The sequence below is a fragment of the Chloroflexaceae bacterium genome (assembly GCA_025057155.1).
Taxonomy (GTDB): Bacteria; Chloroflexota; Chloroflexia; order Chloroflexales; family Chloroflexaceae; genus JACAEO01.
Genome location: JANWYD010000005.1, coordinates 43,692 through 65,940, shown reverse-complemented (window position 1 = coordinate 65,940; position 22,249 = coordinate 43,692). Strand labels below are relative to the sequence as shown.

General features: G+C 66.2%; 14 protein-coding genes. 10 read left to right on the top strand and 4 right to left on the bottom strand.

Translation table 11 applies throughout. From position 1 onward, the window contains the following. The first annotated feature begins 167 nt into the window (after positions 1 to 167). The 3 genes from priA (at position 168) to NZU74_05375 (ending at position 4,264) form a co-directional block, all read left to right on the top strand. The gene (gene priA, locus NZU74_05385) at positions 168 to 2,738 is read left to right on the top strand and encodes a primosomal protein N' (protein ID MCS6880744.1); all 2,571 of its coding nucleotides are present in this window, start codon (positions 168 to 170) and stop codon (positions 2,736 to 2,738) included. Positions 2,739 to 2,846: 108 nt separating this feature from the next. Continuing rightward, positions 2,847 to 3,407, top strand: a complete 561-nt coding sequence (gene def / locus NZU74_05380; GenBank protein MCS6880743.1) for a peptide deformylase — start codon at positions 2,847 to 2,849, stop codon at positions 3,405 to 3,407. A 2-nt stretch (positions 3,408 to 3,409) separates the two neighbouring features. After that, on the top strand, positions 3,410 to 4,264 hold the full coding sequence (locus NZU74_05375; protein MCS6880742.1) for a metallophosphatase family protein: 855 nt from the start codon (positions 3,410 to 3,412) through the stop codon (positions 4,262 to 4,264). 90 nt (positions 4,265 to 4,354) lie between these two features. Here NZU74_05375 and NZU74_05370 read toward each other — a convergent pair whose 3' ends face one another. After that, positions 4,355 to 5,281: a 2-dehydropantoate 2-reductase gene (locus NZU74_05370; GenBank protein MCS6880741.1), complete on the bottom strand. Its 927-nt coding sequence runs from the start codon at positions 5,279 to 5,281 to the stop codon at positions 4,355 to 4,357. Positions 5,282 to 6,204: 923 nt separating this feature from the next. On the opposite strand from NZU74_05370, the gene NZU74_05365 reads away from it, so the two are divergent. From NZU74_05365 to NZU74_05350, 4 genes are all read left to right on the top strand, one after another. Beyond that, positions 6,205 to 7,869 carry a PAS domain S-box protein gene (locus NZU74_05365; GenBank protein ID MCS6880740.1) on the top strand — a complete coding sequence of 555 codons (1,665 nt, stop codon included), beginning with the start codon at positions 6,205 to 6,207 and terminating at the stop codon, positions 7,867 to 7,869. After that, positions 7,866 to 9,209: a response regulator gene (locus NZU74_05360; protein MCS6880739.1), complete on the top strand. Its 1,344-nt coding sequence runs from the start codon at positions 7,866 to 7,868 to the stop codon at positions 9,207 to 9,209. Before NZU74_05365 ends, NZU74_05360 begins: the two co-directional genes overlap by 4 nt. A gap of 131 nt (positions 9,210 to 9,340) precedes the next feature. Further along, positions 9,341 to 9,706, top strand: a complete 366-nt coding sequence (locus NZU74_05355) for a response regulator (GenBank protein MCS6880738.1) — start codon at positions 9,341 to 9,343, stop codon at positions 9,704 to 9,706. A gap of 309 nt (positions 9,707 to 10,015) precedes the next feature. Beyond that, positions 10,016 to 11,359, top strand: coding sequence for an aspartate aminotransferase family protein (locus tag NZU74_05350; GenBank protein MCS6880737.1), 1,344 nt, complete (start codon positions 10,016 to 10,018; stop codon positions 11,357 to 11,359). 264 nt (positions 11,360 to 11,623) lie between these two features. On the opposite strand, the gene panC is transcribed toward NZU74_05350, so the two are convergent. Together panC and panB are read right to left on the bottom strand one after the other, a co-directional pair. After that, a complete protein-coding gene (gene panC / locus NZU74_05345) occupies positions 11,624 to 12,466 on the bottom strand; it encodes a pantoate--beta-alanine ligase (protein ID MCS6880736.1) in 843 nt (280 codons plus the stop codon). Between the two features lie 182 nt (positions 12,467 to 12,648). Continuing rightward, on the bottom strand, positions 12,649 to 13,491 hold the full coding sequence (panB, locus tag NZU74_05340) for a 3-methyl-2-oxobutanoate hydroxymethyltransferase (protein ID MCS6880735.1): 843 nt from the start codon (positions 13,489 to 13,491) through the stop codon (positions 12,649 to 12,651). Positions 13,492 to 14,117: 626 nt separating this feature from the next. Between panB and NZU74_05335 the strand changes: the two genes are divergently transcribed. Together NZU74_05335 and NZU74_05330 are read left to right on the top strand one after the other, a co-directional pair. Beyond that, complete coding sequence (locus NZU74_05335) at positions 14,118 to 15,362, top strand: M20 family metallopeptidase (protein ID MCS6880734.1); 1,245 nt, start codon at positions 14,118 to 14,120, stop codon at positions 15,360 to 15,362. A 229-nt stretch (positions 15,363 to 15,591) separates the two neighbouring features. Continuing rightward, positions 15,592 to 15,909 (top strand): BrnA antitoxin family protein, encoded by a 318-nt coding sequence (locus tag NZU74_05330; protein ID MCS6880733.1) that lies wholly within the window; start codon positions 15,592 to 15,594, stop codon positions 15,907 to 15,909. 351 nt (positions 15,910 to 16,260) lie between these two features. On the opposite strand, the gene NZU74_05325 is transcribed toward NZU74_05330, so the two are convergent. Continuing rightward, positions 16,261 to 19,554, bottom strand: coding sequence for an SUMF1/EgtB/PvdO family nonheme iron enzyme (locus NZU74_05325; GenBank protein MCS6880732.1), 3,294 nt, complete (start codon positions 19,552 to 19,554; stop codon positions 16,261 to 16,263). A gap of 740 nt (positions 19,555 to 20,294) precedes the next feature. On the opposite strand from NZU74_05325, the gene NZU74_05320 reads away from it, so the two are divergent. Next, positions 20,295 to 22,127 carry an ABC transporter transmembrane domain-containing protein gene (locus tag NZU74_05320; GenBank protein MCS6880731.1) on the top strand — a complete coding sequence of 611 codons (1,833 nt, stop codon included), beginning with the start codon at positions 20,295 to 20,297 and terminating at the stop codon, positions 22,125 to 22,127. Positions 22,128 to 22,249 lie beyond the last annotated feature (122 nt).

Here is a 22,249-nt window from a genome sequence, read left to right as displayed (position 1 = left end):
GCCATCGAACCGATGTTGATCACCCCCTCGCGCACCCTGGCGCGGCCCGAAGGTGGTATACTCTCTGCCTGTCGCCAACACGCGCAGCCGTTCTGGCGCTCGCCGACGCGTCCGGGGCGTCTGGATGCGTCGGGGATCGTCTGCAATCCACAAGCCGCAATTCGCCTATGGCAACCGCAGTTATCGCCGAAGTCGCCCTGAACGCCAGCGGAGGAGCGCCGCCGGTGCTCTCCTACCGCGTCCCGCCGCACCTTCAGGGCCTGGTGCGTCCCGGGCAACTGGTCTGGGCGCCGCTGCGCACCAGCCAGGTGCAGGGGGTGGTGCTGCGCCTCGCTGCGCCCGCCGCGCCAGCGGAGCGCCTGCGCGATCTGATCGGCCTGGCCGACCCCGAGGCGGTGATCCCCGAAACCGGCCTGCGGCTGGCAGCATGGGTCGCCGCGACCTACCGCGCGCCGCTCTACGCTGTGTTGAGCCTGCTGTTGCCTCCCGGCACGGGCCAGAAGAGCGCCGTCACCTGGCGCGCCACCCCTGCCGGGCTGAGCGCCGACCTGGGCGCGCTGCCCGAACGCGAGCGGGCGATCCTCTACTACCTGCGCGCCCGCGGCGAACTGGACGAAGCGGCGCTGCGCCGGGCGCTGCGCGGCAGCGACGCCGAGTTGCGCGCCGCCTACGCCGCTCTGGCCGAGCGGGGCCTGATCGTCGCCGGCGCCGCCACGACGCCCCCCAGGGTGCGCCCGCGTCTTGAACGGCTGGTGCGGCTGGCAGCGCCTCCGGCGACGCTGCCCCGGGCCCTGGAGGCGTTGCAACGCGCCCCGCGCCAGCGCGCCGTGCTGGAGTGGCTGGCCGCGCGCCACAGCGATGCACCCGAAGTTCCTCCCTCCGCCCACTCCCTGGCGGAAGTCTACGCCGCGACCGGGGCGAACGCCGCCCTGCTGCGCGCCCTGGAGCGGCGGGGCCTGGTGACCCTCGAAACCCGCGAGGTGCGGCGCGATCCGCTAAGCGCCGCCGTGCCGCCCGACCAGCCTCCACCGCTGACTGCGGCGCAAGGCGCGGCCTATGAGGCCATCGTCCAGGCCCTCGATGCAGCCGCGCGCCAGGAACAAGCGCCCGGCGAGGGAAGCGCCGACCCGCCGGTCTTCCTCCTCCACGGCATCACCGGCAGCGGCAAGACCGAGATCTACCTGCGGGCGATCGCCCGCACCCTGCGGCTTGGTCGCCAGGCTCTGGTGCTGGCGCCTGAGATTGCCCTGACGGCGCAACTGGTGCGCCGCTTCGCCGCGCGCTTTCCGGGCCAACTGGCGGTGCTGCACAGCGGGCTGAGCCTGGGCGAGCGCTATGACGCCTGGCGCCGCCTGCGCCGGGGTGAGGCGGCGGTGGTGATCGGCTCCCGCTCGGCGGTATTCGCGCCGCTGGAGCGGGTGGGGCTGGTCATTGTTGACGAGGAGCACGAACTGAGCTACAAGCATGAGGCCAGCCCCCGCTACCACGCCCGCGACACGGCGCTGCGGCTCGCCGCCCTCAGCGGCGCGGTCGCCCTGCTGGGCAGCGCCACCCCGGCGGTGGAGAGTTACCAGGCCGCACGCGAAGGCCGCTACCGCCTGCTGGAACTCCCTGAGCGCGTCGGCAGGGCCGTCGGCGCCGACGGCCTGCCCCGCTCCCGCGCCCTGCCCCTGCCGCCGGTGCGCATCGTGGATATGCGCGACGAACTCCAGCAGGGCAACGCCTCGATCTTCAGCCAGGCGCTCCAACAGGCGCTTGCCGCCACCCTGACGCGGGGCGAGCAGGCCATGCTCTTCCTCAACCGGCGCGGCGCGGCTTCCTTCGTCATGTGCCGAGATTGCGGCTACGTGGCAACCTGCAACGCCTGCTCCAACCCGCTGACAGTGCATTACGACGCCAGCGAAACCGGCGCCGGGCAGGCCACCGTGCTGGTCTGCCATGCCTGCGGCGCGCGCGCTGCGCCGCCGGTGATCTGCCCCCATTGCCTGAGCGCGCGCATTCGCGGCTTCGGCATCGGCACCCAGCGTGTGGCCGAGGAGGTGCGGGCGCTCTTTCCCTCGGCGCGGGTGCTGCGCTGGGATCGCGACAGCGCCAGCGGCAAGGGCGCCCATGAGCGCCTGCTCGACGCGCTGCTGCGCCACGAGGCCGACGTGGTTGTCGGCACGCAGATGATCGCCAAGGGCCTGGATTTGCCCCTGGTCACCCTGGTCGGCGTCGTGGCCGCCGACACCGGGCTGCACCTGCCCGATTTTCGCAGCGGCGAACGGGCCTTTCAACTGCTCACCCAGGTGGCCGGGCGCGCCGGCCGGCGCTTTGAAGGCGCCCAGGTGCTCATTCAGACCTACAACCCCGAGCATTACGCCCTGCTCGCCGCTCAGGAGCACGACTACCAACGCTTTTTTTCCCAGGAGATCGCCTTTCGCCGCGCAACGGGCTACCCGCCCTTCAGCCGGCTGGTGCGCCTGGTCCATGCCGCCGAGAGTCCCCGCGCCGCGCAGCGCGAAGCCGAACGCCTGGCCGAACGCGCCCGCGCCCTGCTTGGGCGGCGCGAACTGGCAGGCTGGAGCCTGATTGGACCGGCGCCCGCCTTCATTCAGCGCGCCCGCGGGCGCTGGCGCTGGCACCTCATCCTCCGCGCCGCGCCCCCCGCCGACGAGCGCGCCATCAACGCCGCCCTTGACGCCCTGGAACCGCTCTATGGCTGGAGCGTGGATGTTGACCCGGTGCACGTGCTGTGATTGGAGGGGCGCGGGGAAACTCCGTCTTACCGATGTTCGTATCAAGCCTATGTTATAATCCTTAATGTGGAGCGGTCTTCATCCTCCACCAGAAGAAAGAATAAAAGTATGGCTATCCGGCGCATTCTCCGTATTGATAACGAAGAGGATAAAAAGATCCTCAAAACACACTGCCGCCCGGTGAAACTGCCCGACGCGAGCCTGAAGCGTCTGGTGGCGGATATGTTCGAGACCATGCACGCTAACAACGGCGTGGGGCTGGCGGCGCCGCAGATCGGTCTGCCCATCCGCCTGTGCGTCATCGAACTGCCGCCGGAGATCGAGGAGCGCGAGGACGGGACCACTGCGGTCGTCGCACCGGCAGAGCAGTTCGTGCTGATCAATCCAAAGATCGTGAAGAGCAGCGGCGAAGAGGTGTTGCGCGAGGAGGGCTGCCTGAGCCTGCCCGGCTGGTATGGCCAGGTGCCCCGGCAGACCTGGGTGACGGTGGAGTTTCAGGACCTCAACGGGAAATGGCTGCGGCTGCGGCGCGCCGACGGCCTGCTCGGCTGGGCCATCCAGCACGAAGTTGACCACCTGAATGGCATCCTGTTCACCGAACGCATTCGCGATCTCTCCACCCTGCGTGAGGTGAACCGCACTCCCGAAAGCAACGAAGTAGCTGCATAACGATGAACATCGCGGTCCTCGCCGATATTCATGCCAATTCCGCAGCGCTGCACGCCGTCATCGAAGATGTTGAATCCTGGTCGCCCGATCTGGTCATCGTCGCTGGCGACATGGTCGGGCGCGGCCCCCAGTCGCGTGTCTGCCTTGAACTGGTGCTGCGTATGCGCGACGAGCGCGGCTGGCGCGTGATCCGCGGCAACCACGAGCGCTACGTGCTCCAGTATGAACAGGAACGCCAGCGCCCCGACTTCCCCACCAGCGGCCCCCAGTTTGAAGTGAGCCGCGTGGCAGCCTGGACCCACGCCCAGGTTGCCGATATGATCCCCCAGATCACCGCTTTGCCCGAACACCTGACCTTCGACCTCGACGGTGAACGCCTGGCGATCTATCACGCCTCGGTGCGCCACGACCGCGACGGCATCTACCGCGGCGCGCCCCTCAATGAGGTGCGCGCGCAGATCGATCCCGCGGCAGCGGTGTTCTGCGCCGGTCATACCCACACTCCCCTGGTGCGCCGGGTGGACTCTACCCTGGTCGTGAACACCGGTTCGGTGGGGCTGCCCTTTGATGGCGACACCCGCGCCTCCTACGCCCGGCTCACCCGCGGGCAGCGAGGCTGGCAGGCCAGCATCAGGCGCGTGCGCTACGATGTCGCCGCCACTGAACGAGCCTTCGCCGAAAGCGGCATGCTCGAGGCAGTGGGGTCCTACGCCCACCTGATGCTGCGCGAACTGCGCACCGGGCAGTCGTTTCTGTTCGATTTCATCCCTGCCTACCACCCGCGCATCCTCTCCGGCGCCATCAGCCTGGAAGAGGCCGTCCGCGATTTCCTCACCAGGGTTGACCGGGCCGCCTGAGGGGGGTGTAGAGGTGTGGAGGTGTAGAGGTGTAGAGATGTAGAGATGTGAGTAGAGTAAGCGCCCCTCCACACCTCCACACCTCCACACCTACCCCTCCCCCACCCGCTGCCCGGTGGTCGCTTCCAGGGCCTCAATGAGACTGGCGAGCAGGGCATTCACCGGCGTCGGCACGCCCAGACGCGCGCCTTCGCGGGCCACGGCGCCGTTGATGGCGCCGATCTCCGTCGGCGCTCCGCGCAGCACGTCTTGCAGGGTTGAGGAACGATTGGCCGCGGTGGCGCGGGCCACCTCAAGCGCGTGTTCCACGGGGTCAGCGTATGGAAGTCGCACACCCAGCGCCGCCGCCACGTCTGCGGCCTCACGCGCCGCCGCGGCGAGCAGTTCACGGGCGGCGGACGTCTCGACGAGCGCGCCATTGGGCACGCGCAGCAGCGCCGTCAGGGCATTGATCCCCGCGTTGACGATCAGTTTGCCCCACACCAGCCCCGTGACATCCTCGCGCACCTCCGCAGGCAGACCGGCCTGGCTGAACAGGTCGGCCAGCGCCCCGGCCATCGTCCGGTCAGGCGCCGCGCCGAAGAGCGTCGGCCCCATCCCGGCGTGGCGCACCCGCCCCGGCCCGAGCAGCGTGCCCCCCAGCGAGGTAACTCCCTGGCCCGCGCGCTCCTCGCCCAGAGCCTCGGCCAGGATCTCGCGATTGCCCAGGCCGTTCTGGAGCGTGTAGGCCACGCCAGTGTCAGTGAGCGCTGTTCTGGCTGCCTCGGCGGCCCAGGGCGTCTGCCGCGACTTGACCAGCACCAGGGCCGCCTCAACCCGGCCTGCCAGCGCCGGGTCGCTCACGGCGTGCACGCGGCGGATCGTCTCGACGCCGTCGCGTTCACAGCGCAGACCGTGGGCGGCGATGGCCGCCACGTGCTCGGCCCACGGGTCTACCAGCACCACATCGGCGACGGTCGAGAGATAAAAGCCGATCACCCCGCCCAGAGCGCCGGCGCCGATCAGGGCTACGCGCATTGGATGAACCTCCAGGGTTTTCATGCGAAGACAGCCGGCTTGAGAGCAATGAGGACTCCGGGGTTCCCCATGTTCTCAAGTGTAGGGTTTTCCGGCCCATTCTCGCGTCGCATGCGCCATCCGGGGCATTGGGACGCCCGACTCCCCCTCTCCCGCTCGCGGGAGAGAGAGGAGCTGGGGGTGAGGATTGTAAGCCCATTGGAATGCCGAAAACCCCTTCTCGCTCGAAAAACCCTACACCTGAGAGGGTTCCCAGTTGCCCCTGCCCTGCAGGGATGCCCGGCACGCTGGCTGTTATCGCTACTTTGTCACTTCGCCCCCGGCGGGGGCTGCGGGGACCGCAGGCCCCGCCGAACCTGCTCATAGCGGAAGCTGCGGCAAGTGACAAAGTAAAGTTACCGGTTTCTCCTCTCGAAGGTTCTGGTACAATTCTCATGTTATGATGTGATAGGTGTTCTTCGGGAATCTCTTTCGTTGTGATCCTATGAATACTCATAGGATCACAACGAAACTTCGTCTCCGCGGGACGTAGCGGGGCCTGAGGCCCCCGCATGATTTCCCCGTTCCGATGCGGCGAAGCCGCGCCGCACTGGAGCGGGGCTTTCGGAGGGGCGAAGCCCCCCGAATCTCTCCTGCAGGGAGAAGTTCCGTTGGAGTAATAGTACCGTAATGTTCTTGTAATGATAAGACTCAACTTTTACAAGCTTTCGAAACTACGTCAATCCACCCATAAGCTGTCAACATCCACATTCAATCCGTTAGCGGTGCATCCGGCACGTCCCGTTACATGCAAGGGCTGAGAGGAGGGTTCCTGGGAAGGCTTTGCCCTCGGCGAATGCGGCAATCCCCTTACACCATTGGTCGGGAAAGAGGATTTCTGGAAGGGCTTTGCCCTACCGGGATCCTCCCGTTCGAGAACTTCTATGAACCTCGCCTTCAATCCACTTTCGTTGCGCGTGCGAACCTTCGCAGTTCTCGCGGTGCTCCTGGGCGCCCTGGTGGTTGCCCTGCCGCTCCTCGCCAACACGATCTTTGCAGAGGGCTTTCGTCAGGTTGAAGCGCAATCGGTGACCGAGCAGGTCGAACAGGCTGCCAATGCCCTCGCCGACAGTCTGACCAGCCTCGAGCAGGTGACCCGTGATTACGCGGTATGGGACGATAGCTACGCCTTCGTCAGCGCGCCAGACCCGACGTACATTGACAACAACCTGATAGACGCCACCTTCATCAACAATCACCTGAGCTACGTTGGCTTTGTCAACCCCGCGGGCGAGGTGGTTGTCGCCCGCGCCTTCAATCTGGCCGAAGAGACAGAAGCGCCAGTACCCTCGGAATTGCTGCGCTTCGATGGGGCCAACGCGTTCTTGCTCCAACACCGCAGCGCTGACAACCAGTTGAGTGGGATCATGATGCTGACCGATGGCCCGATGCTGATCGCCGCGCACCCCATCCTGACCAGTCTGGGTGAGGGGCCGCCAGCGGGCACCCTGGTGATGGGCCGATGGCTTGATGCCCACGAACTCGCCCGGCTCCGGGAAGTGACCCGTCTGCCACTCAATGTCGCCCGTTTCGATGACCCTGCGCTGCCAGCCGACCTGCGGGCGCTGGCGGAAACCCTTACTCCTGAGCAGCCGATCAGGGTTGCCCCCATTGACGACCAGCGCATCTGCGGAGTGATCCATGTTCCCGATCTCTATGGCGGCCCTGGCGTGCTGCTGGCGCTCAGCCTGCCCCGCGAGGTGTATCAACTTGGCAAGCAAACGACCTATAAGTATACGCTGGTCCTGCTCGGCGCGGGGCTTGTCTTCACCGCAACGGTTTTCTGGATGTTAGAGCATATGGTCCTGGCTCGGATTATCAGGCTCAGGAACGAAGTCGCTGCGGTGGACGACGATCAACTGGGAGCGCGGATCAGCTTCACGGGCAACGACGAAGTCGGTCAACTCGGCAACGCAATCAATACGATGCTGAGCCGACTGGCGCAGGCCCGGCAACAACTGGCGGAAAATGAGCGCCGCTATCGCCAGTTAACTGAACTTTCGCCCGATGCCGTGATTGTACACGATGGCAAGAACATCCGTTACGCCAACGCGGCTGCTGCGCTCCTGCTCGGCAGCGACCGGAGCGCTTCCCTGATCGGCCAGCCGGTTCACCCGGCTATTGGCGCGGTAACTCCGCATCCCGACGGAACGCCGGTGCTGGTGGACCGGCAGGTGATCCAACCCGACGGCGCAACCATCGAGGTGGAACTGGTAGTGCTGCCGTTTCACGATCAGGGTGTGCCAGCGGTTCAAACCATCATCCGCAACATCACCGAGCGCAAGCAGACCGAGCAGGCGCTGCGCGCGGCCAAAGAGGCCGCCGATGCGGCCAATCTGGCCAAGAGCCGCTTCCTGGCAACCATGAGCCACGAGTTGCGCACCCCCCTCACGGCCATCCTCGGGTATGCTGAACTCCTCGCTTGCACCCTCGCAACCACTGCGACCGCCGAAACCATCAGGGACCTTGAGTCTATTCGGACGGCGGGGAAACACTTGCTGGCAATTATCAATGATATCCTCGATCTATCAAAGATCGAGGCCGGATGATGCAGATCCGACCCAATCCACTGTCCATAGCGCCCCTGATCCAGCGCGTCGTGAATTCAGTTCAGCCCCTTGCCACACAGAACCGAAACCGGATCGTCGTTCAAATAGCCGACGCGGTTCCCGTCATCGTGAGCGACGAGCTGCGCCTGCAACAGATCCTGGTCAATCTGGCCGGCAATGCCTGCAAGTTTACCGAGGACGGAACAGTGATTATTGAGGTATTAGCGCAACCCGCCAGCAATGGGCGCCCGGCGCAGATCAGCTTCGCGATCCACGACACGGGCATTGGCATCAGCCCCGAGCATCTGAAAGATCTCTTCCGCGACTTTATGCAGGTCGATTCATCTTCAACCCGCAAGTACGGCGGCACGGGGTTGGGCCTGGCCCTGAGCCAGCGCCTGGCGCGTCTCCTGGGAGGCGAGATCAGCGTCGTCAGCGCGCCGGGGGTTGGCTCTACTTTTACCCTCACCATGCCGCAGATCCCGGAGGGACACTCCCAGCCGGAACTGCCGGCGCCGGGTCGTCATTCCCCAGAGGCGTCATCTCAGTATCATGCGTCTTCAGCCAGTGATGCTCATGTGGAGACGCAGATCGTGCTGGTGATTGACGACGATCCGATGATCCGCGACCTGTTGCCTCGCGCGCTGGCTCGACCGGATCTGCACTTCGAGACGGCCGCAGGCGGCGAGGAGGGGCTTGCACTGGCAACCGCGCTGCTCCCCGATCTGATCATTCTCGACCTGTTGATGCCGGGGGTGGACGGCTGGGCCGTGCTCCGGCAGCTCAAAGCCAATCCTGCAACCGCGGCCATCCCGGTGGTGTTGCTAACGATCGACCCCGAGGGTAAGCGCGGTCTGGTGCTTGGCGCCGCCGCCTGTCTGCCCAAGCCGGTAGAGATCGGGCAATTGACCCGGATGATCGCCAGCCTCCTGCACGATAGAACTCCTCCCCAACGGGTGCTCCTGGTGGAGGATGACGGCGAGTTACGCAAGTATTTGCAACGCGTGCTCAGCGAACAGGACTGGAAGATAGAGACCGCCCCGGATGGAGTCGAGGCGCTAGCGTTGTTCGACCAGCAAGCCCCTGATCTGGCGATCGTGGATCTGATGTTACCGCGAATGGACGGAATAACCCTCATCAGCGAAATACGGGCGCGTCCTGGCGGCGACACCCTGCCAGTTCTGGTGGTGACGGCAAAGGAACTCGCCCCACACGAGCATGACTATCTGACCCGCTCAGTCGAGAACATCTTGCGCAAGGGCAGCTTCCGCGGCGATGATCTGCTGCGCAGCATTCGGGCGCTCATCGGGTATCAAAGGCAGAAAAATCTTGCCGGATAACTCCTGCAGGGAAACCGGATTTCCCCGCGCCCCTGCCTGAAGGAAGGGCCAGAGGACCGCGCCCTTTCCAGAACGTAAGGGGATAACCCGGTTATCTGGACAGGCTCAAACAGGTCCATCGAGGGATACTAATGGCACGCATTCTCGTGGTAGAAGATGAACCAATGGTCCGCAATCTGGTGATGACCTACCTGCACATGGCAGGCTTCGAGGTGATTGCGGCGGCTGATGGCATCGAGGCCTTACGTCTGGCCCACAGTGAGCAACCAGATCTGGTGCTCATGGATATGGGCCTGCCGAAACTCAATGGCTGGCAGACAACCCATCGTCTGCGATCAAACCCGGAAACGGCGCATCTCCCGATTGTCGCCCTGACAGCCTATGCCCTCGACGAGGATCGCCAGCGCGCCCTCAACGTCGGCTGCAATGCGTTCCTCGCCAAGCCGATTGACTTCGCCGCTCTGTCGGAGACGATCCGGTCTCTGATCAACCCATAACCGATGCGACGTCCGGCGCTTGCATGGAGCCGGCGCATACTCGGGCTTACCGCGAAGGACGCAGAGGTCGGGCTTCCGGCAACCCTCGCTCCTTCTCCGCGCCCTCTGCGGTAAGCCCGAGTTCGTCTCAGAAGCGAACCCTGTCTGCCGCCAACTGCCTTGCGCGCCGGTTCGATGTGGAGTAGAATCGGCGGTATCTTACCCTGGCCCGCAGGGTGAAGCGCCTGCCCGCAATCCCGTACCCCCGGGCTCTGGCGACCCCGGCACGAAGGCGGCGCGCTGGGTCTCTAGCAAGCATGAGGAGGCTTTGTGTCCATTGAAAGCGATCTCATCCATGCCGATCACGAGCACCTGCTCCATCCGCTGTACCACCCCAGCGCCCACAAGAAGCCAATCGTCTGGGTCGAGGGGCGGGGGGCCATGGTCAAGGATATCAACGGCAAGGAGTACATTGACGGCCTGAGCGGTCTGTGGAACGTCAATGTGGGCCACGGGCGCGAAGAACTGGCCGAGGCCGCCGCGGCCCAGATGCGCCAGTTAGCCTTCTACTCGGGCTACGCCGGCTCGACCAACCTGCCGGCGATCCGTCTGGCCGAGAAGCTGGCCGAACTGATGTACCCCTCGATCAATACGTTCTTCTTCACCAGCGGCGGGGCCGAGAGCACCGAGACCTCGTTCAAGACGGCGCGCTTCTACTGGAAGGCCGTCGGCAAGCCTGAGAAGGTCAAGTTTATCTCGCGCATGAAGGGCTACCACGGGGTGACCATGGCCGCTATGGCCGCGACGGGCCTGCCGTCCTACTGGCCTATGTTCGAGCCGCGCATGCCCGGCATTATCCACATCGAATCGCCCTACCCCTACCGCTTCGTGAACAAAACCCCCGAGGTGAGCGACGGCGTGGCCGCGGCCAATTTGCTCGAGGAAGCCATTCTGCGCGAGGGTCCCGACACGGTTGCCGCCTTCATCGCCGAGCCGATCCAGGGGGCCGGCGGGGTCATTCCCCCGCAGGACGACTACTTCCAGCGCATTCGCGAGATCTGCGATGCCTACGAGGTGCTGCTGATCGCCGACGAGGTGATCACCGGCTTCGGGCGCACCGGGCGCTGGTTCGCCCTGGAGCACTATGGCGTCGAGCCGGACATTGTGCAGTTCGCCAAGGGGATCACCTCGGGCTACGTTCCCCTGGGAGGCATCGGGGTCAACGATAAGATCCGCGACGCGATCGAGAGCGTGCCGCCGGAGAAGCGCTGGATGCACGCCTTCACCTACTCGGGGCATCCCACGGCCTGCGCTGTGGCCCTGGCCAACATCGCCATCATCGAGCGTGAGGGGCTGGTCGAGCGGGCCGCGGAGGTCGGGGCGCACCTCAACGCCGCGCTCAAGGAACTGGAAGAAATGCCCATCGTCGGCAACGTGCGCGGCAAGGGCATGATGGCAGCAGTGGAACTGGTCGCCGATAAGGCCAGCAAGGAACCCTTCCCCGCCTCGGCCAACGTCGGCGTGCGCGTGCAGCAGGAGATGACCGCCCGCGGCTTGTTCACCCGCGTCATCGGCGATACGATCTGCATCGCCCCGCCCCTGGTCACTCCAGTGGAGACGATTGACCGCCTGGTGCAGATCGTCGGCGAGTCTATCGCCGCCGTGACGCCATAGGGGCAGACTGGCCGGCTCCGCTGGCGCGACCTGACCCTGGCGCTGTCGCCGGCCCCGGTCCCGCTACGCGTATCGCTGCATGGTTCAGGCAGGGGCGATCGGCCGGTCGCCCCTGCGTCCCGAAACATGGCCTGTCACCCTCTCGACGACATTTTTCACCCGGCACTGAGGCGCTACATCAGCCGTTGGCCGAGAAGCCCGCTCACCACTACCACCACCGCCTTGCGTCCTCGCGCCTTCGCGTCAACCGTGGCGAGCAATGCGCTACAGGCTCGCTCCCAGCACCACATTATCAATCAGGCGCACGCTGCCGAGGCGCACCGCCAGCGACACCAGCGCGCCTCGTTCGCCGACGCGCTCAAGCTCGCGCAGGGTGATCGGGTCGGCTACGCTGACATACTCGGGGCGCAGCAACGGCTCGGCCTCGAGCACCGCGATCACCGCCTGGCGCAGGGCCTCGGCATTGCGTTCGCCCGCCAGGTAACGTTGCTCGGCGGCCTGCAACCCGCGGTAGATCGCCGGGGCCGCCCGCCGCTCCTCTGGAGTGAGGTAGGTGTTGCGGCTGCTCATCGCCAGACCGTCGGCCTCGCGCACCGTCGGCAGCACCACAATCTCTGTGGGGATGTTCAGATCGCGCACCATCTGGCGCACCACCACGGTTTGCTGGGCGTCTTTCTGGCCGAAGTAGGCCCGCGCTGGCTGCACGATGTTCAGCAACTTGCACACCACCGTCGCCACGCCCCGAAAATGCCCCGGCCGCGCGGCGCCCTCCAGCACTTCGTCGGCGGCGGGCAGCACCACGTAGGTGCCGTAGCCCGCGGGGTACATCTCTTCCCGCGAGGGGGCAAAGACCAGGTCAACCGCCTCGCGCTCGAGCATGGCCAGATCACGGTTCAGATCGCGGGGGTAGCGCTCAAAATCCTCGCGCGGGCCGAACTGCGTCGGGTTGACGAAGATGCTCACCGCCACCGCCGGGCACTCCGCGCGGGCCTGGCGGATCAGGCTGAGGTGCCCCTGGTGCAGGTAGCCCATGGTCGGCACGAAGCCCAGGGCGTCGAAGGCGGCACGGGCCTGGCGAAAGGCGGCAACAGTAGTTATGACCTGCATGGGCGTGCCCCCCGGTGTACCTGGTTTGCGCCCGGTTCAGACCTGGGCGTCCGGCTTGACAATCGCTCCAAATCTCTCCTGTGGAGATGTTCCTGTGGAGATGTAGAGGTGTAGAGGTGTGGAGATGTAGAACTGCAGGGTGACCCTTTCAGTTCCACACCTCCACACAACCGAACCTGGCCTTAACCCTGGCACTTGACCTGCTCAAGGGCGGCGCGCAGCTCGGCTTCGTCCATGGTTGAGCTATGCTCGGCAGTGGGAAAAACGCCCGCGCGCACCTCGGCGACATAGCTGGACAGGGCGGCGCCGATGGTCTCGGCAAGGGTGGCGTAGCGTTTGGCGTGCCGGGGCACGAAATCGCTGTAGAGACCGAGGAGGTCGTGCCATACCTGCACCTGCCCGTCACAATCTACGCCCGCGCCGATGCCGATGGTGGGGATGCGCAGCCGTCTGGTAATCTCACGCGCCAGGGGCGCGGGCAGCAACTCCAGCACAACGGAGAAGGCCCCGGCCGCTTCCAGGGCCAGGGCATCCTCGATCAGGCGCGCGGCCTGCGCGGCGGTCTTACCCTGCACCCGCGTGCCGATCTGGTGCACCGACTGCGGCGTAAACCCGATGTGCCCCATCACCGGCACGCCCAGTTCCACCAGGCGGGCCACAATGGGGGCTACGGCGACGCCCCCCTCCAGCTTGACCGCCTGCGCTCCGCCCTCCTGGATCACCCGCCGCGTCGCTGCGATGGCCTCGTCCACATTTGTGTAGGTTAAAAACGGCAGATCGCCAATCACCAGCGCCCGCTCGCTGCCACGCACAACAGCCCGGATATGGTGTACCATCTCATCCAGGGTGACCGGCACAGTCGAAGTGTAGCCGAGCACCACCATGCCCAGCGAGTCGCCCACCAGGAGCAGCGGCACACCGGCGCGATCGGCGATCTGCGCCGATGTATAATCATACGCCGTTACCATCGGGATGCGCTCGCCGCGGGCCTTCATCTTCTGCACGTCAAGGATCGTGATGCGCACGGGCGCCTCCTTTGCACTCGCTGCACGGCCAGCGAACCAGCATGTTTCGTGTTTGAGAAGAATTGTAGCACATCGCTGGCGTGACCTCAGGGAAACCGGGTTTCCCCCGCATCACCGCCCTCGCCCTGTGAGCGGGGACCGGAGCCACGTCCCAGGGGTCGTAGCGCAGCGGGCAGCCCCACCGCCCTCGCCCTGTGAGCGGGGACCGGAGCAACCCGGTTTCCCCGGTTCCCTCCCAGGGCGCGGCCCCCCTCCCCGCCTCTCCCCGCCGGAGGGAGGCGCCAGACGCCCTCCCCCGCTGGGGGAGGGTTGGGGAGTTCTCAGGTGCAGGGTTTTCCGGCACATCCTCGCGTCACATGCGCCATCCGGGGCATCGGCACGCCCAACTCCCCCTCTCCCCCTACGGTGGAGAGGGGGGCAGGGGGGTGAGGATCGCAAACGCATTGGAATGCCGAAAACCCCTTCTCGCTCGAAAAACCCTACACCTGAGAAGGGCCAGGGAGGGGGCGGAGCGTCTCGCGCCGCTCCGCCCGGGAACCGCCCGTCTGAAGCCAGGTCTTAACGCAAGCCGGGGAAACCCGGTTTCCCCATCCCCCTCACGGGGGCAATCCTGAAATGGAGCCGTCATGGACCCCGTCACCCGCGCCCTGGCGCATCTCGATACTGCAGCGATGGAGACCTTCCTGCAACAACTGGTGCGCACGCCCAGCGTGTATCTCCCCGGCGTGCCCGGCGCGAACGAAGCCGCCGCCGCCGACCTGGTGTACGAGCAATTGCGCGCCTGGGGCTGGGCGCCGCGCCGCGAGGAGGTGGCGCCGGGCCGTCCCAACGTGGTGGCCGACCTGCGCGGCGACCTGGGCGGCCCCGATGACTCGCCGGGACCGCTGCTGCTCCTCGAAGGGCACACCGACGTAGTCACCCCCGGCGACCCAGCGGCCTGGAGCGATGACCCGTTCTCCGGGCGGATCGCAGGGCGGCGGCTCTACGGGCGCGGGGCCTGCGACATGAAAGGCGGCCTGGCGGCCATGCTCTTCGCCGCCCGCGCCCTGCAACTGGCCGGAGCGCCCTTCCGGGGCACACTGCGTCTGCTCGTGCCGGTGGACGAAGAGGGGATGATGCTGGGCATCAAGGCCATGGTCGCCCGCGGCGAGGCCGACGGTGCCGCCGGCTGCATCGTCTGCGAACCCGAGGGGGGCGAGCTGTGCGTCGTCCAGAAGGGTTCCCTGCGCCTGCGGCTAATCAGCCACGGGCGCATCGCCCACGGGGCCATGCCCCGCCAGGGCGTCAACGCCCTCACCGGCATGGTGCGCTGGCTCCATCAGGTGCTCGACCTGGAGGAGGCCCTCAACCGCGAGCACCCCCCGCACCCGCTGCTCGGCCCGAACTACCTCAGCCCCACGGTCATCCGCGCGCCGCACCCCGGCGACGCCTCGCAGATCAACTGCCTGCCGGGGTGCTGCGACGCCTTCCTAGACATCCGCACCGTGCCCGGGGTGGAGCATGCCGCCCTGGTCGCGCGCATCGCCGCCCTGGGCGAAGCCGTGCGCGCCGAACACCCGGCCTTCCGCTTCAGCGTCGAAACCGTTGACGACCGCCCGGCGGTCGCCATTGACCCGGCGCACCCCCTGGCCCGCGCCGTGGCCGCGGCCCACACCCGCGTCTACGGCGCGCCCCCGCCCCTGGGCGGCGTGCCCGGCTCCACCGACGGCACCATCCTCGCCCGCGACCGGGGCATCCCCGTGGTGGTCTACGGCCCCGGCGACAAATGGCTGCCCCACCAGCCCGACGAGTACGTGGACCTCGACGAAGTGGCCCGCGCGGCCCGGGTCTACATCATTGCGGTGTTGGAGTTTCTGGGCGGGGGGGACTGAGTAGGCTGTGAACGAAGTTTCCCTGCACGTCCGCCCCCTGCCCGGCCTCCCCCCGCTGGGGGGAGGCACCGGACGCTCGCCCTCGGCGGGGGAGGGTTGGGGAGGGGGCAGACGTTTACCGAAAAACTTCGTTTACAAACTACTTATGTAAGAAATAAATCCGGTATAGCCCGCGCAGGCGGGCTTCGCATCGGTAGCTCGCGGCTTCAGCCGCCGGGCTACCGGGCGAATGCCGGTGAATATCCTGAATCTTCATCAGCCGCCGGGCGAAGGGGAGCGTGCAAGACGTTTCGTCACAGCCGGGATCGGCATCAGCTTTTCACGAGGCAAACGCGGCCCTGTCGTTCCCGCGCCTGCGGGCAAGACGCGCATCACGATCCGTATTGATGACGATATTCTTGAATGGTTCCGTGCTCAGGCCGAGCAGCGCGGCGGCGGGAATTACCAGACCATGATGAACATCGCCTTGCGGGAGTACATCAATCAGCAGTCGCTCGAAGACCTGCTACGGCGCGTGGTGCGCGAGGAATTGAGCAACAGATCGTGAGGCCCTGCTGAGCCAACGCAACCAGTATGCGGTTTCTTCCAGTTCTTTGATGCAGACTTGCTGCCTCGCTGCCTTATCGGCCAGGCTATGGGTGCGGATCGCTTCAGCATAGTTTGCCCCTGCCGAGGCACCCGAACGCAGCAGTTGTTTGCCGAGCACCTGAGCGACCTGATAGCCCGATACAGGATAATCCGGCAAGGCGCCGTATACGGCGATGATCCGCAACGCATATCCCTAAAGACGCTCCATCAACCGTTGTTCAAAAGGACTCATTGAATCACGTATCGGCTATCGGCTATCCGTGCCAAAAAACCCTTTACAATATCAAAAAGCCAAAAAGTCAAAAAGACATTAAGACGAAGGCAAGGAGAACAAACGGGCGAGACGCAACCCGAGGATGCCGTCGGCGCGGCCAGGGGGGTTGCCGACGCGGGAGGCGCAACGGGCGAAGCCGCGAGTGATGTACCACGAGCCGCCACGCAGCACATACGTTTTACTCGCTCGTTTGTTCGCAGTGTAAAGAGTTTCTGCGTCTACCTCTCCCTCGAACGGGTACGGGACCGGTGGTGTGCTGCACCATTCCCAGACATTGCCCGCCATGTCCTGCGCGTCGCAGGCCGCTGCGCCATGGGGGAAGATGCCGACCACCGATGTGCCGTCGATCCCGCTCTCGCTGGTGTTCGCCCGAATGCTGGCAATCATACCACCGGTCAGCGTTTCTGTCACGTTCCGGTCGCCCCAGGGGTACTCGCGCCGCCCGGCCCGCGGGTCGCCCCCCGGCAGTGCCAGAGGGTAGGCCGCCGCTCGCTCCCACTCCGCCTCGGTCGGCAGGCGCACCTCCTCGTCCGCCCTCAGCGCGCCCAGGGCGTGCAGCCAGGCGTTCACCCACCAGGCAAAGGCCGTGGCCGCGTACCAGGTCACTCCTCCCACCGGGTGGTTGCCCTCGCCGGGCCGGTAGCGCGCCCCGGGCCAGGAGCGCGGACGGAAGCCACCGTACTTCTCCGGGGTTTCCCCGTGCCGCTTCATCAACTCCTTCAGCCGGTCCGCCGCCGCGAGCGCCTCGGGGGTCCCGCGCCCGGCCAGGGCCTCGACGAAGAGCAGGTACTGGCGGTTGGTCACCGGAAAGCGCGCCAGGGCGTAGGGCCGGCGGATGGGGCAGTCGAACTGCTGCTTTTCGTCGTCATACTCCCCATTGTTATCGCCCATACTGAACGTCCCCGGCTCGATGCGGGCGGCCCAGTAGTCGGGGCTGGTCAGGTCGAGGCCGGGGCGGTCGGTATCGGCGTCGAGGCGGTCGAGCATGGTCGCGGCGCGGTTGCGCAGCACGGGGTTGGGGTGGGCCGCGGTGCGCCAGTCGTCGGTGAGCGCGGCGAGGGCGCGGAGGCGGGCGGTGGTCCTGTCGCGCAGATCGGTCAACTCCTCCACCCTACCGATGTCGGCCAGCGCGTCGGCGGCAAGCAGTAGATGCTCCGGTGTGCGGGTCTTCAGCAGTCCGTTCAGCAGCCGCTCTGTCTTGGGGAGTTGCTGCCCGTTGCTCCAGGTCCCGGCGGCGAGCAGCAGCGTCTCGCGCCAGCGGGCATCGCCGGCGCGCTCCAGGAGAAAGGCCACGCTATCCGGCTCGCCATCGCGGTTGTCGAGGCTGTCGAGCGCCCGCGCCGCCAGGTACTCCTGAAAGGTGTAGTGGGAAAAGGAGTACATCTCCTCGCGCCGCTGGATGATCCCGCTATCTACCGCCAGGCGGTGCAGCAGATCGCGCACTCGATCGTCCGCCGCCTCGGGGTCAATCTTCAACCGTTCGACATACAGCGGGCTGAGCCATTCCTGCGCCTGGCGCAACGTCACCTCCCGCACCTGCCGCGGCTGCTGTTGCATCTTCAGCGCAAGCGCCTCCAGCCGCCGCTGCTCGCTGGCCAGTTGCGCCACGCTCATTGTCAGCGTATCGCTGGCGACGTTCTGTTTGCGCCAGAGATCGAGCAACAGTTCGATCAGTTTCTCATACAGTTTTGCCCGCTGGTCAGGCAGCCTGACGTTGTTGAACTGGAGCAGCGCCATCACCGTCAGTAGCAGCGGGTTGGCGGCCATCTCAAACAGGCGCTCGTTGCGCTCGATCGCTTCCCAGAGTTCCGCCGCCTGATCGGCGGCGGCATCCTGCCTGCGCCGCCCGATCGCTGCCAGGCGCGCGTAGACGGCATCGAACCACTTGCGGATCAGCGCCTGCGCCTCGTCCCTATCGAGGGGGCTGAGGTGGCGTTCCAGAAAGGTCGGCAGGTAGACGTTCCCACGGTACCCCGCGGTGCGGCTGGCGACGACGTAGCGTTGCCGGTTGTAGCGGCTGGCGAGATTGTCAATCACCTGCGCGAGATAGGCGCGGCGCTGATCGTCTCCGGCTTCGTCCAACCCGTCGAGCAGCAACAGCACTCCGCCGTCGTTCCGTTTGATCAGCGACGACAACGCCGCCTCTGGAAGTTCGCAGTACTTCGCCGCCTCGCGGTCCAGCCAGGCCAGGAAGAGGTCGGGAGGGGCGCCGGCATAGCGTTGCCGCTCCTGCACCGGTAGTTCATTCAGATCGGCCGGAGTCGTCGCTGCGAAGAGGGTCAGGCGGACGTAGATCGGCAGGGGCGCCTGCCGCAGACGCAGGCGCAGGCCAGCCTCCGGTTCGGCGAGCAGCGCGGCCCGGCCCGCGCGATACGCCTCGGCAAGGCGCAGCGCCGCGTAGCGCAGGGTGGTCGTCTTGCCGCTGCCCGCGTCGCCGAGCAGCAGCAGGCGGGTGGTGGTCGCAGGCGGCGGATCGCTCTCGGCCCCCTCGACGAACATCCTCTGCCATGAGTCCCGGCTGGCAGACGACGACAAATCCGCTGCGATCAACTCCGGCTCGCTCAGCAGTTCAAACACGTACCTGCCGCTCTTCTCGTCCCGCCCAGGCTCGTTCTGCCGCTCGCCGCGCATACGCTGGCGATAGGCTTCAATCGCCTCGCGTTCAACGACCCGCAGCGGCACATGCACCGCCTGCAGGCTGAGCTGCACCTGCTCGGTGGCGATGCCGAGGGGCTGCGTGAAGCCATACTCGGCGCACAGCCAGTCCAGGTAGCGCGCGATGCCCTCGGGCAGTGCCGCCTGGAGTTGTTGGGCTTTCCGTTCGCCTTCGACCTTCTTCTTCTCCTCTTCGCGCTGTACCTCGCCCTCAATATCAATCCGCTGACCTCCCGTCTTCCGGTCAACCCAGCGCAAGAACCGCTCGTGCCAGGGCTTGACGATGGCGACCAAGCCAGCGATGAGCAAGGCGAGTGTGATGAGGCCAATAACCAGCCACCATGGTCGCTGGGCGATCAGTATGAAGATAGTCTCGACCGGTTGCTGACCGCTAAGGATCCGGTCGAACGCCTGCGGCACGGTGAGCGTCGGCTCGGGGGTGGGAGCGACCGTTGGCGTGAGGGGCGGGGATGGGGTCGGCGTGGGCAGCGCAGGGGTCGCCGTGGGCGGCGCTGCGGTTGCCGTCGGCGGCACAGGGGTCGGCGAGGGTGTTGCCGGGAGAGTGGTAGCCGTCGGCGCGGGCTGCTGCACCATCACCTGGCCCCGCGCGCCGGACCACGCGCCGAACAGCGCCAGGGCGAGCAGGAGGAGGGCGATGGATCGTCGGATGGGCATTGATTCACCACGAAGATGGGGAGGGCGAACCATTTTGGATTTTGGATTGCCGAAAATCAGACCGGGTGATGATGCGCATGTACGGTATTCAACAGGAATTGATATGCTTCATCGAACAGGTACGCGCCGCGGAGGGGCGCGGAGGGCTTCAACAAGTCCATCCTCTGCGTTCCTCTGCGGTAAATCTGCACAAGGACGTTTTCACCGTCGCCATACCCCCTGCCAACCACCGGCCCAATTATAGCATTCAGCCTCCGCATTACGCATCGGGCCGCGGCGCGGTGATGAGGTGATGCCCGCCCTTGCCGCGCCGTCGCAGGGGTGTTACCATAAAAAGCAGCAATGCTAACACCAACCGGCCCTGGAGTTGTCGTTCGCATTGTAGGTGCGGCTTGCGGCCGCACCACACCCAGTATTGTGCAGCTTGTGGTTTTTTAGAATGAAATTCGGTCATGCCGACTGATAGAGATTACGAATTAAATCCGGCATAGCCTGCGCAGGCGGGCTTCGCATCGCTAGCCCGCGGCTTCAGCCGCCGGGCTACCAGGCGAATACCGGTCTACATTCTGAATCTTCATCAGTCGCCTGAGCCGGAAGCCAACTGAAGTCGTCGCAACGCCTACCCGTTTTACATCGCCATTAGCCGCGCCTGCAACAGTACAGGCTCCCTGAAGCCCTATCGCAGCATCGCACAGCGCCGGCCACCCCCAATCCGCAATCATAGATCAGAAATCGCCACCGTGCCGCCCCCAATCACCAATCCACAATCACCAATCCAAAATCCCAAATCCCAAATCCCAAATCCCAACGACTGGCGGCGCCTGCTCCGCTACCTGCGGCCCTACCGCGGGCACATGGCCCTGGCCCTCGCCATGCTCGCCGGCTCGAGCGCCATCGGCCTGGCCTTTCCCCTGGTGATCGTCCGCCTGCTTGACGCCGTGCTGCAACAGCAGAACCTCACGCTGCTCAACGGCCTGGCCCTGGCCCTGCTGGGCATGTTCCTGCTCCAGGCCCTGCTCACCTTCGGCCAGAGCTACATCCTCAACCTCGTCGGCGAGCGGATCGTCCTTGACCTGCGCGTCGCCCTCTACCGCCACCTGCAGTCGCTCTCCCTCGACTTCTTCGCCAGCCGGCGCACCGGCGAGATCCTCTCGCGCCTCTCCAGCGATGTGACCCAGGTGCGGGCGGCGCTGACCAGCAATATTACCCAGCTCCTCTCCAGCCTGATCGCCCTGGTCGGCTCGGTCATCATCGTCTTCCTGCTCAACCCGCGCCTGGTGGGCTTCGTGCTCGTCCTGGCCCTCGGCGTGGTCGCGGTGGCCGCCAGCTTCGGGCGCATGCTCCAGCGGCTCAGCACCCGCGCCCAGGACGAACTGGCCAGCGCGACGGTGGCGGTCGAGGAGGGGTTGCAGGGCATCCGCGTGGTCAAGAGCTTCGCCCGCGAGAGCTACGAGGTCGAGCGCTACGCGGCGGCCATGGAGCGCACCCTCGGCGCGAGCCTGCGTCTGGCGCTGCTGCGCTCCGCCTTCGGCGGGCTGATGGCCTTCCTCGGCTTCAGCGGCATCGCCGCCATCCTCTGGTTCAGCGGCCGCGAGGTTCTGGCCGGCCGGCTGGCCTTCTCGACCATCAGCGGCTTCCTGATCTACGCGATCACCATCGGCGCCTCCCTGGGCCAGCTCTCGGGCCTCTACGGCCAGTTCCGCGAGGCCCTGGGAGCCGTGCGGCGCGTCTTCGAGATCCTCGACACCCGGCCCACCGTCACCGACGCGCCCGGCGCGCCCGACCTGCCCCCCGTCGCCGGGGCGATCAGGTTCGAGAACGTCTCCTTCGCCTACGAGCCGGGGCGCGAGGTGCTCCGCCAGATCTCGCTAACGGTGCGCCCCGGCGAGATCGTCGCCCTGGTCGGGCCGAGCGGCGCCGGCAAGAGCACCCTCTTCAACCTCATCCCGCGTTTCTACGACCCCACCAGCGGCACGGTGGCGATTGACGGCATTGACGTGCGCGCGGTGACCCAGCGCAGCCTGCGGGCGCAGATCGGCCTGGTGCCGCAGGAGACCATGCTCTTCGGCGGCACGATCCGCGAGAACATCGCCTACGGCCGGCTCGACGCGGACGAGGCGGCCATCATCGCCGCGGCGCGGGCGGCCAACGCCCACGACTTCATCATAGCCACGCCCCACGGCTACGACACCATCGTGGGCGAGCGAGGCATCAAACTGAGCGGGGGCCAGCGCCAGCGCATCGCCATCGCCCGGGCCATGCTCAAGGACCCGCGCATCCTCCTGCTCGACGAGGCCACCAGCTCGCTCGACAGCGAGTCAGAGGCCCTGGTGCAGGAGGCCCTCGACCGGCTGATGCGCGGGCGCACCGCGGTGATCATCGCCCACCGCCTCAGCACGGTGGCCATCGCCCACCGGATCATCGTGCTCGACCGGGGCCGCATCGTCGAGGAGGGCAGCCACGCCGAACTGCTGGCCCGTCAGGGCCTGTACGCCCGGCTCTACGCCCTCCAGTTCCGCGAGCTCGACAACGGCGCCGAAACGCCCGTAGCCGCCAGCGTCGAGCAGCAGTGACGCCGCACGCAGATCTACCGCAGGGCGCGCAAATGACAAGCCTGGCGCTACTGGGAGGAGGTTCGGAGGGGTTGCACCCCTCGGAACGTTCCCCTTCCTGGTGCGGCGCGGCTTCGCCGCGC

Coding starts and splice junctions, on each gene's coding strand:
- priA (MCS6880744.1), top strand. CDS start 168: ATGGCAACCGCAGTTATCGCCGAAGTCGCCCTGAACGCCAGCGGAGGA.
- def (MCS6880743.1), top strand. CDS start 2,847: ATGGCTATCCGGCGCATTCTCCGTATTGATAACGAAGAGGATAAAAAG.
- NZU74_05375 (MCS6880742.1), top strand. CDS start 3,410: ATGAACATCGCGGTCCTCGCCGATATTCATGCCAATTCCGCAGCGCTG.
- NZU74_05370 (MCS6880741.1), bottom strand. CDS start 5,281: ATGCGCGTAGCCCTGATCGGCGCCGGCGCTCTGGGCGGGGTGATCGGC.
- NZU74_05365 (MCS6880740.1), top strand. CDS start 6,205: ATGAACCTCGCCTTCAATCCACTTTCGTTGCGCGTGCGAACCTTCGCA.
- NZU74_05360 (MCS6880739.1), top strand. CDS start 7,866: ATGATGCAGATCCGACCCAATCCACTGTCCATAGCGCCCCTGATCCAG.
- NZU74_05355 (MCS6880738.1), top strand. CDS start 9,341: ATGGCACGCATTCTCGTGGTAGAAGATGAACCAATGGTCCGCAATCTG.
- panC (MCS6880736.1), bottom strand. CDS start 12,466: ATGCAGGTCATAACTACTGTTGCCGCCTTTCGCCAGGCCCGTGCCGCC.
- NZU74_05335 (MCS6880734.1), top strand. CDS start 14,118: ATGGACCCCGTCACCCGCGCCCTGGCGCATCTCGATACTGCAGCGATG.
- NZU74_05330 (MCS6880733.1), top strand. CDS start 15,592: ATGCCGGTGAATATCCTGAATCTTCATCAGCCGCCGGGCGAAGGGGAG.
- NZU74_05325 (MCS6880732.1), bottom strand. CDS start 19,554: ATGCCCATCCGACGATCCATCGCCCTCCTCCTGCTCGCCCTGGCGCTG.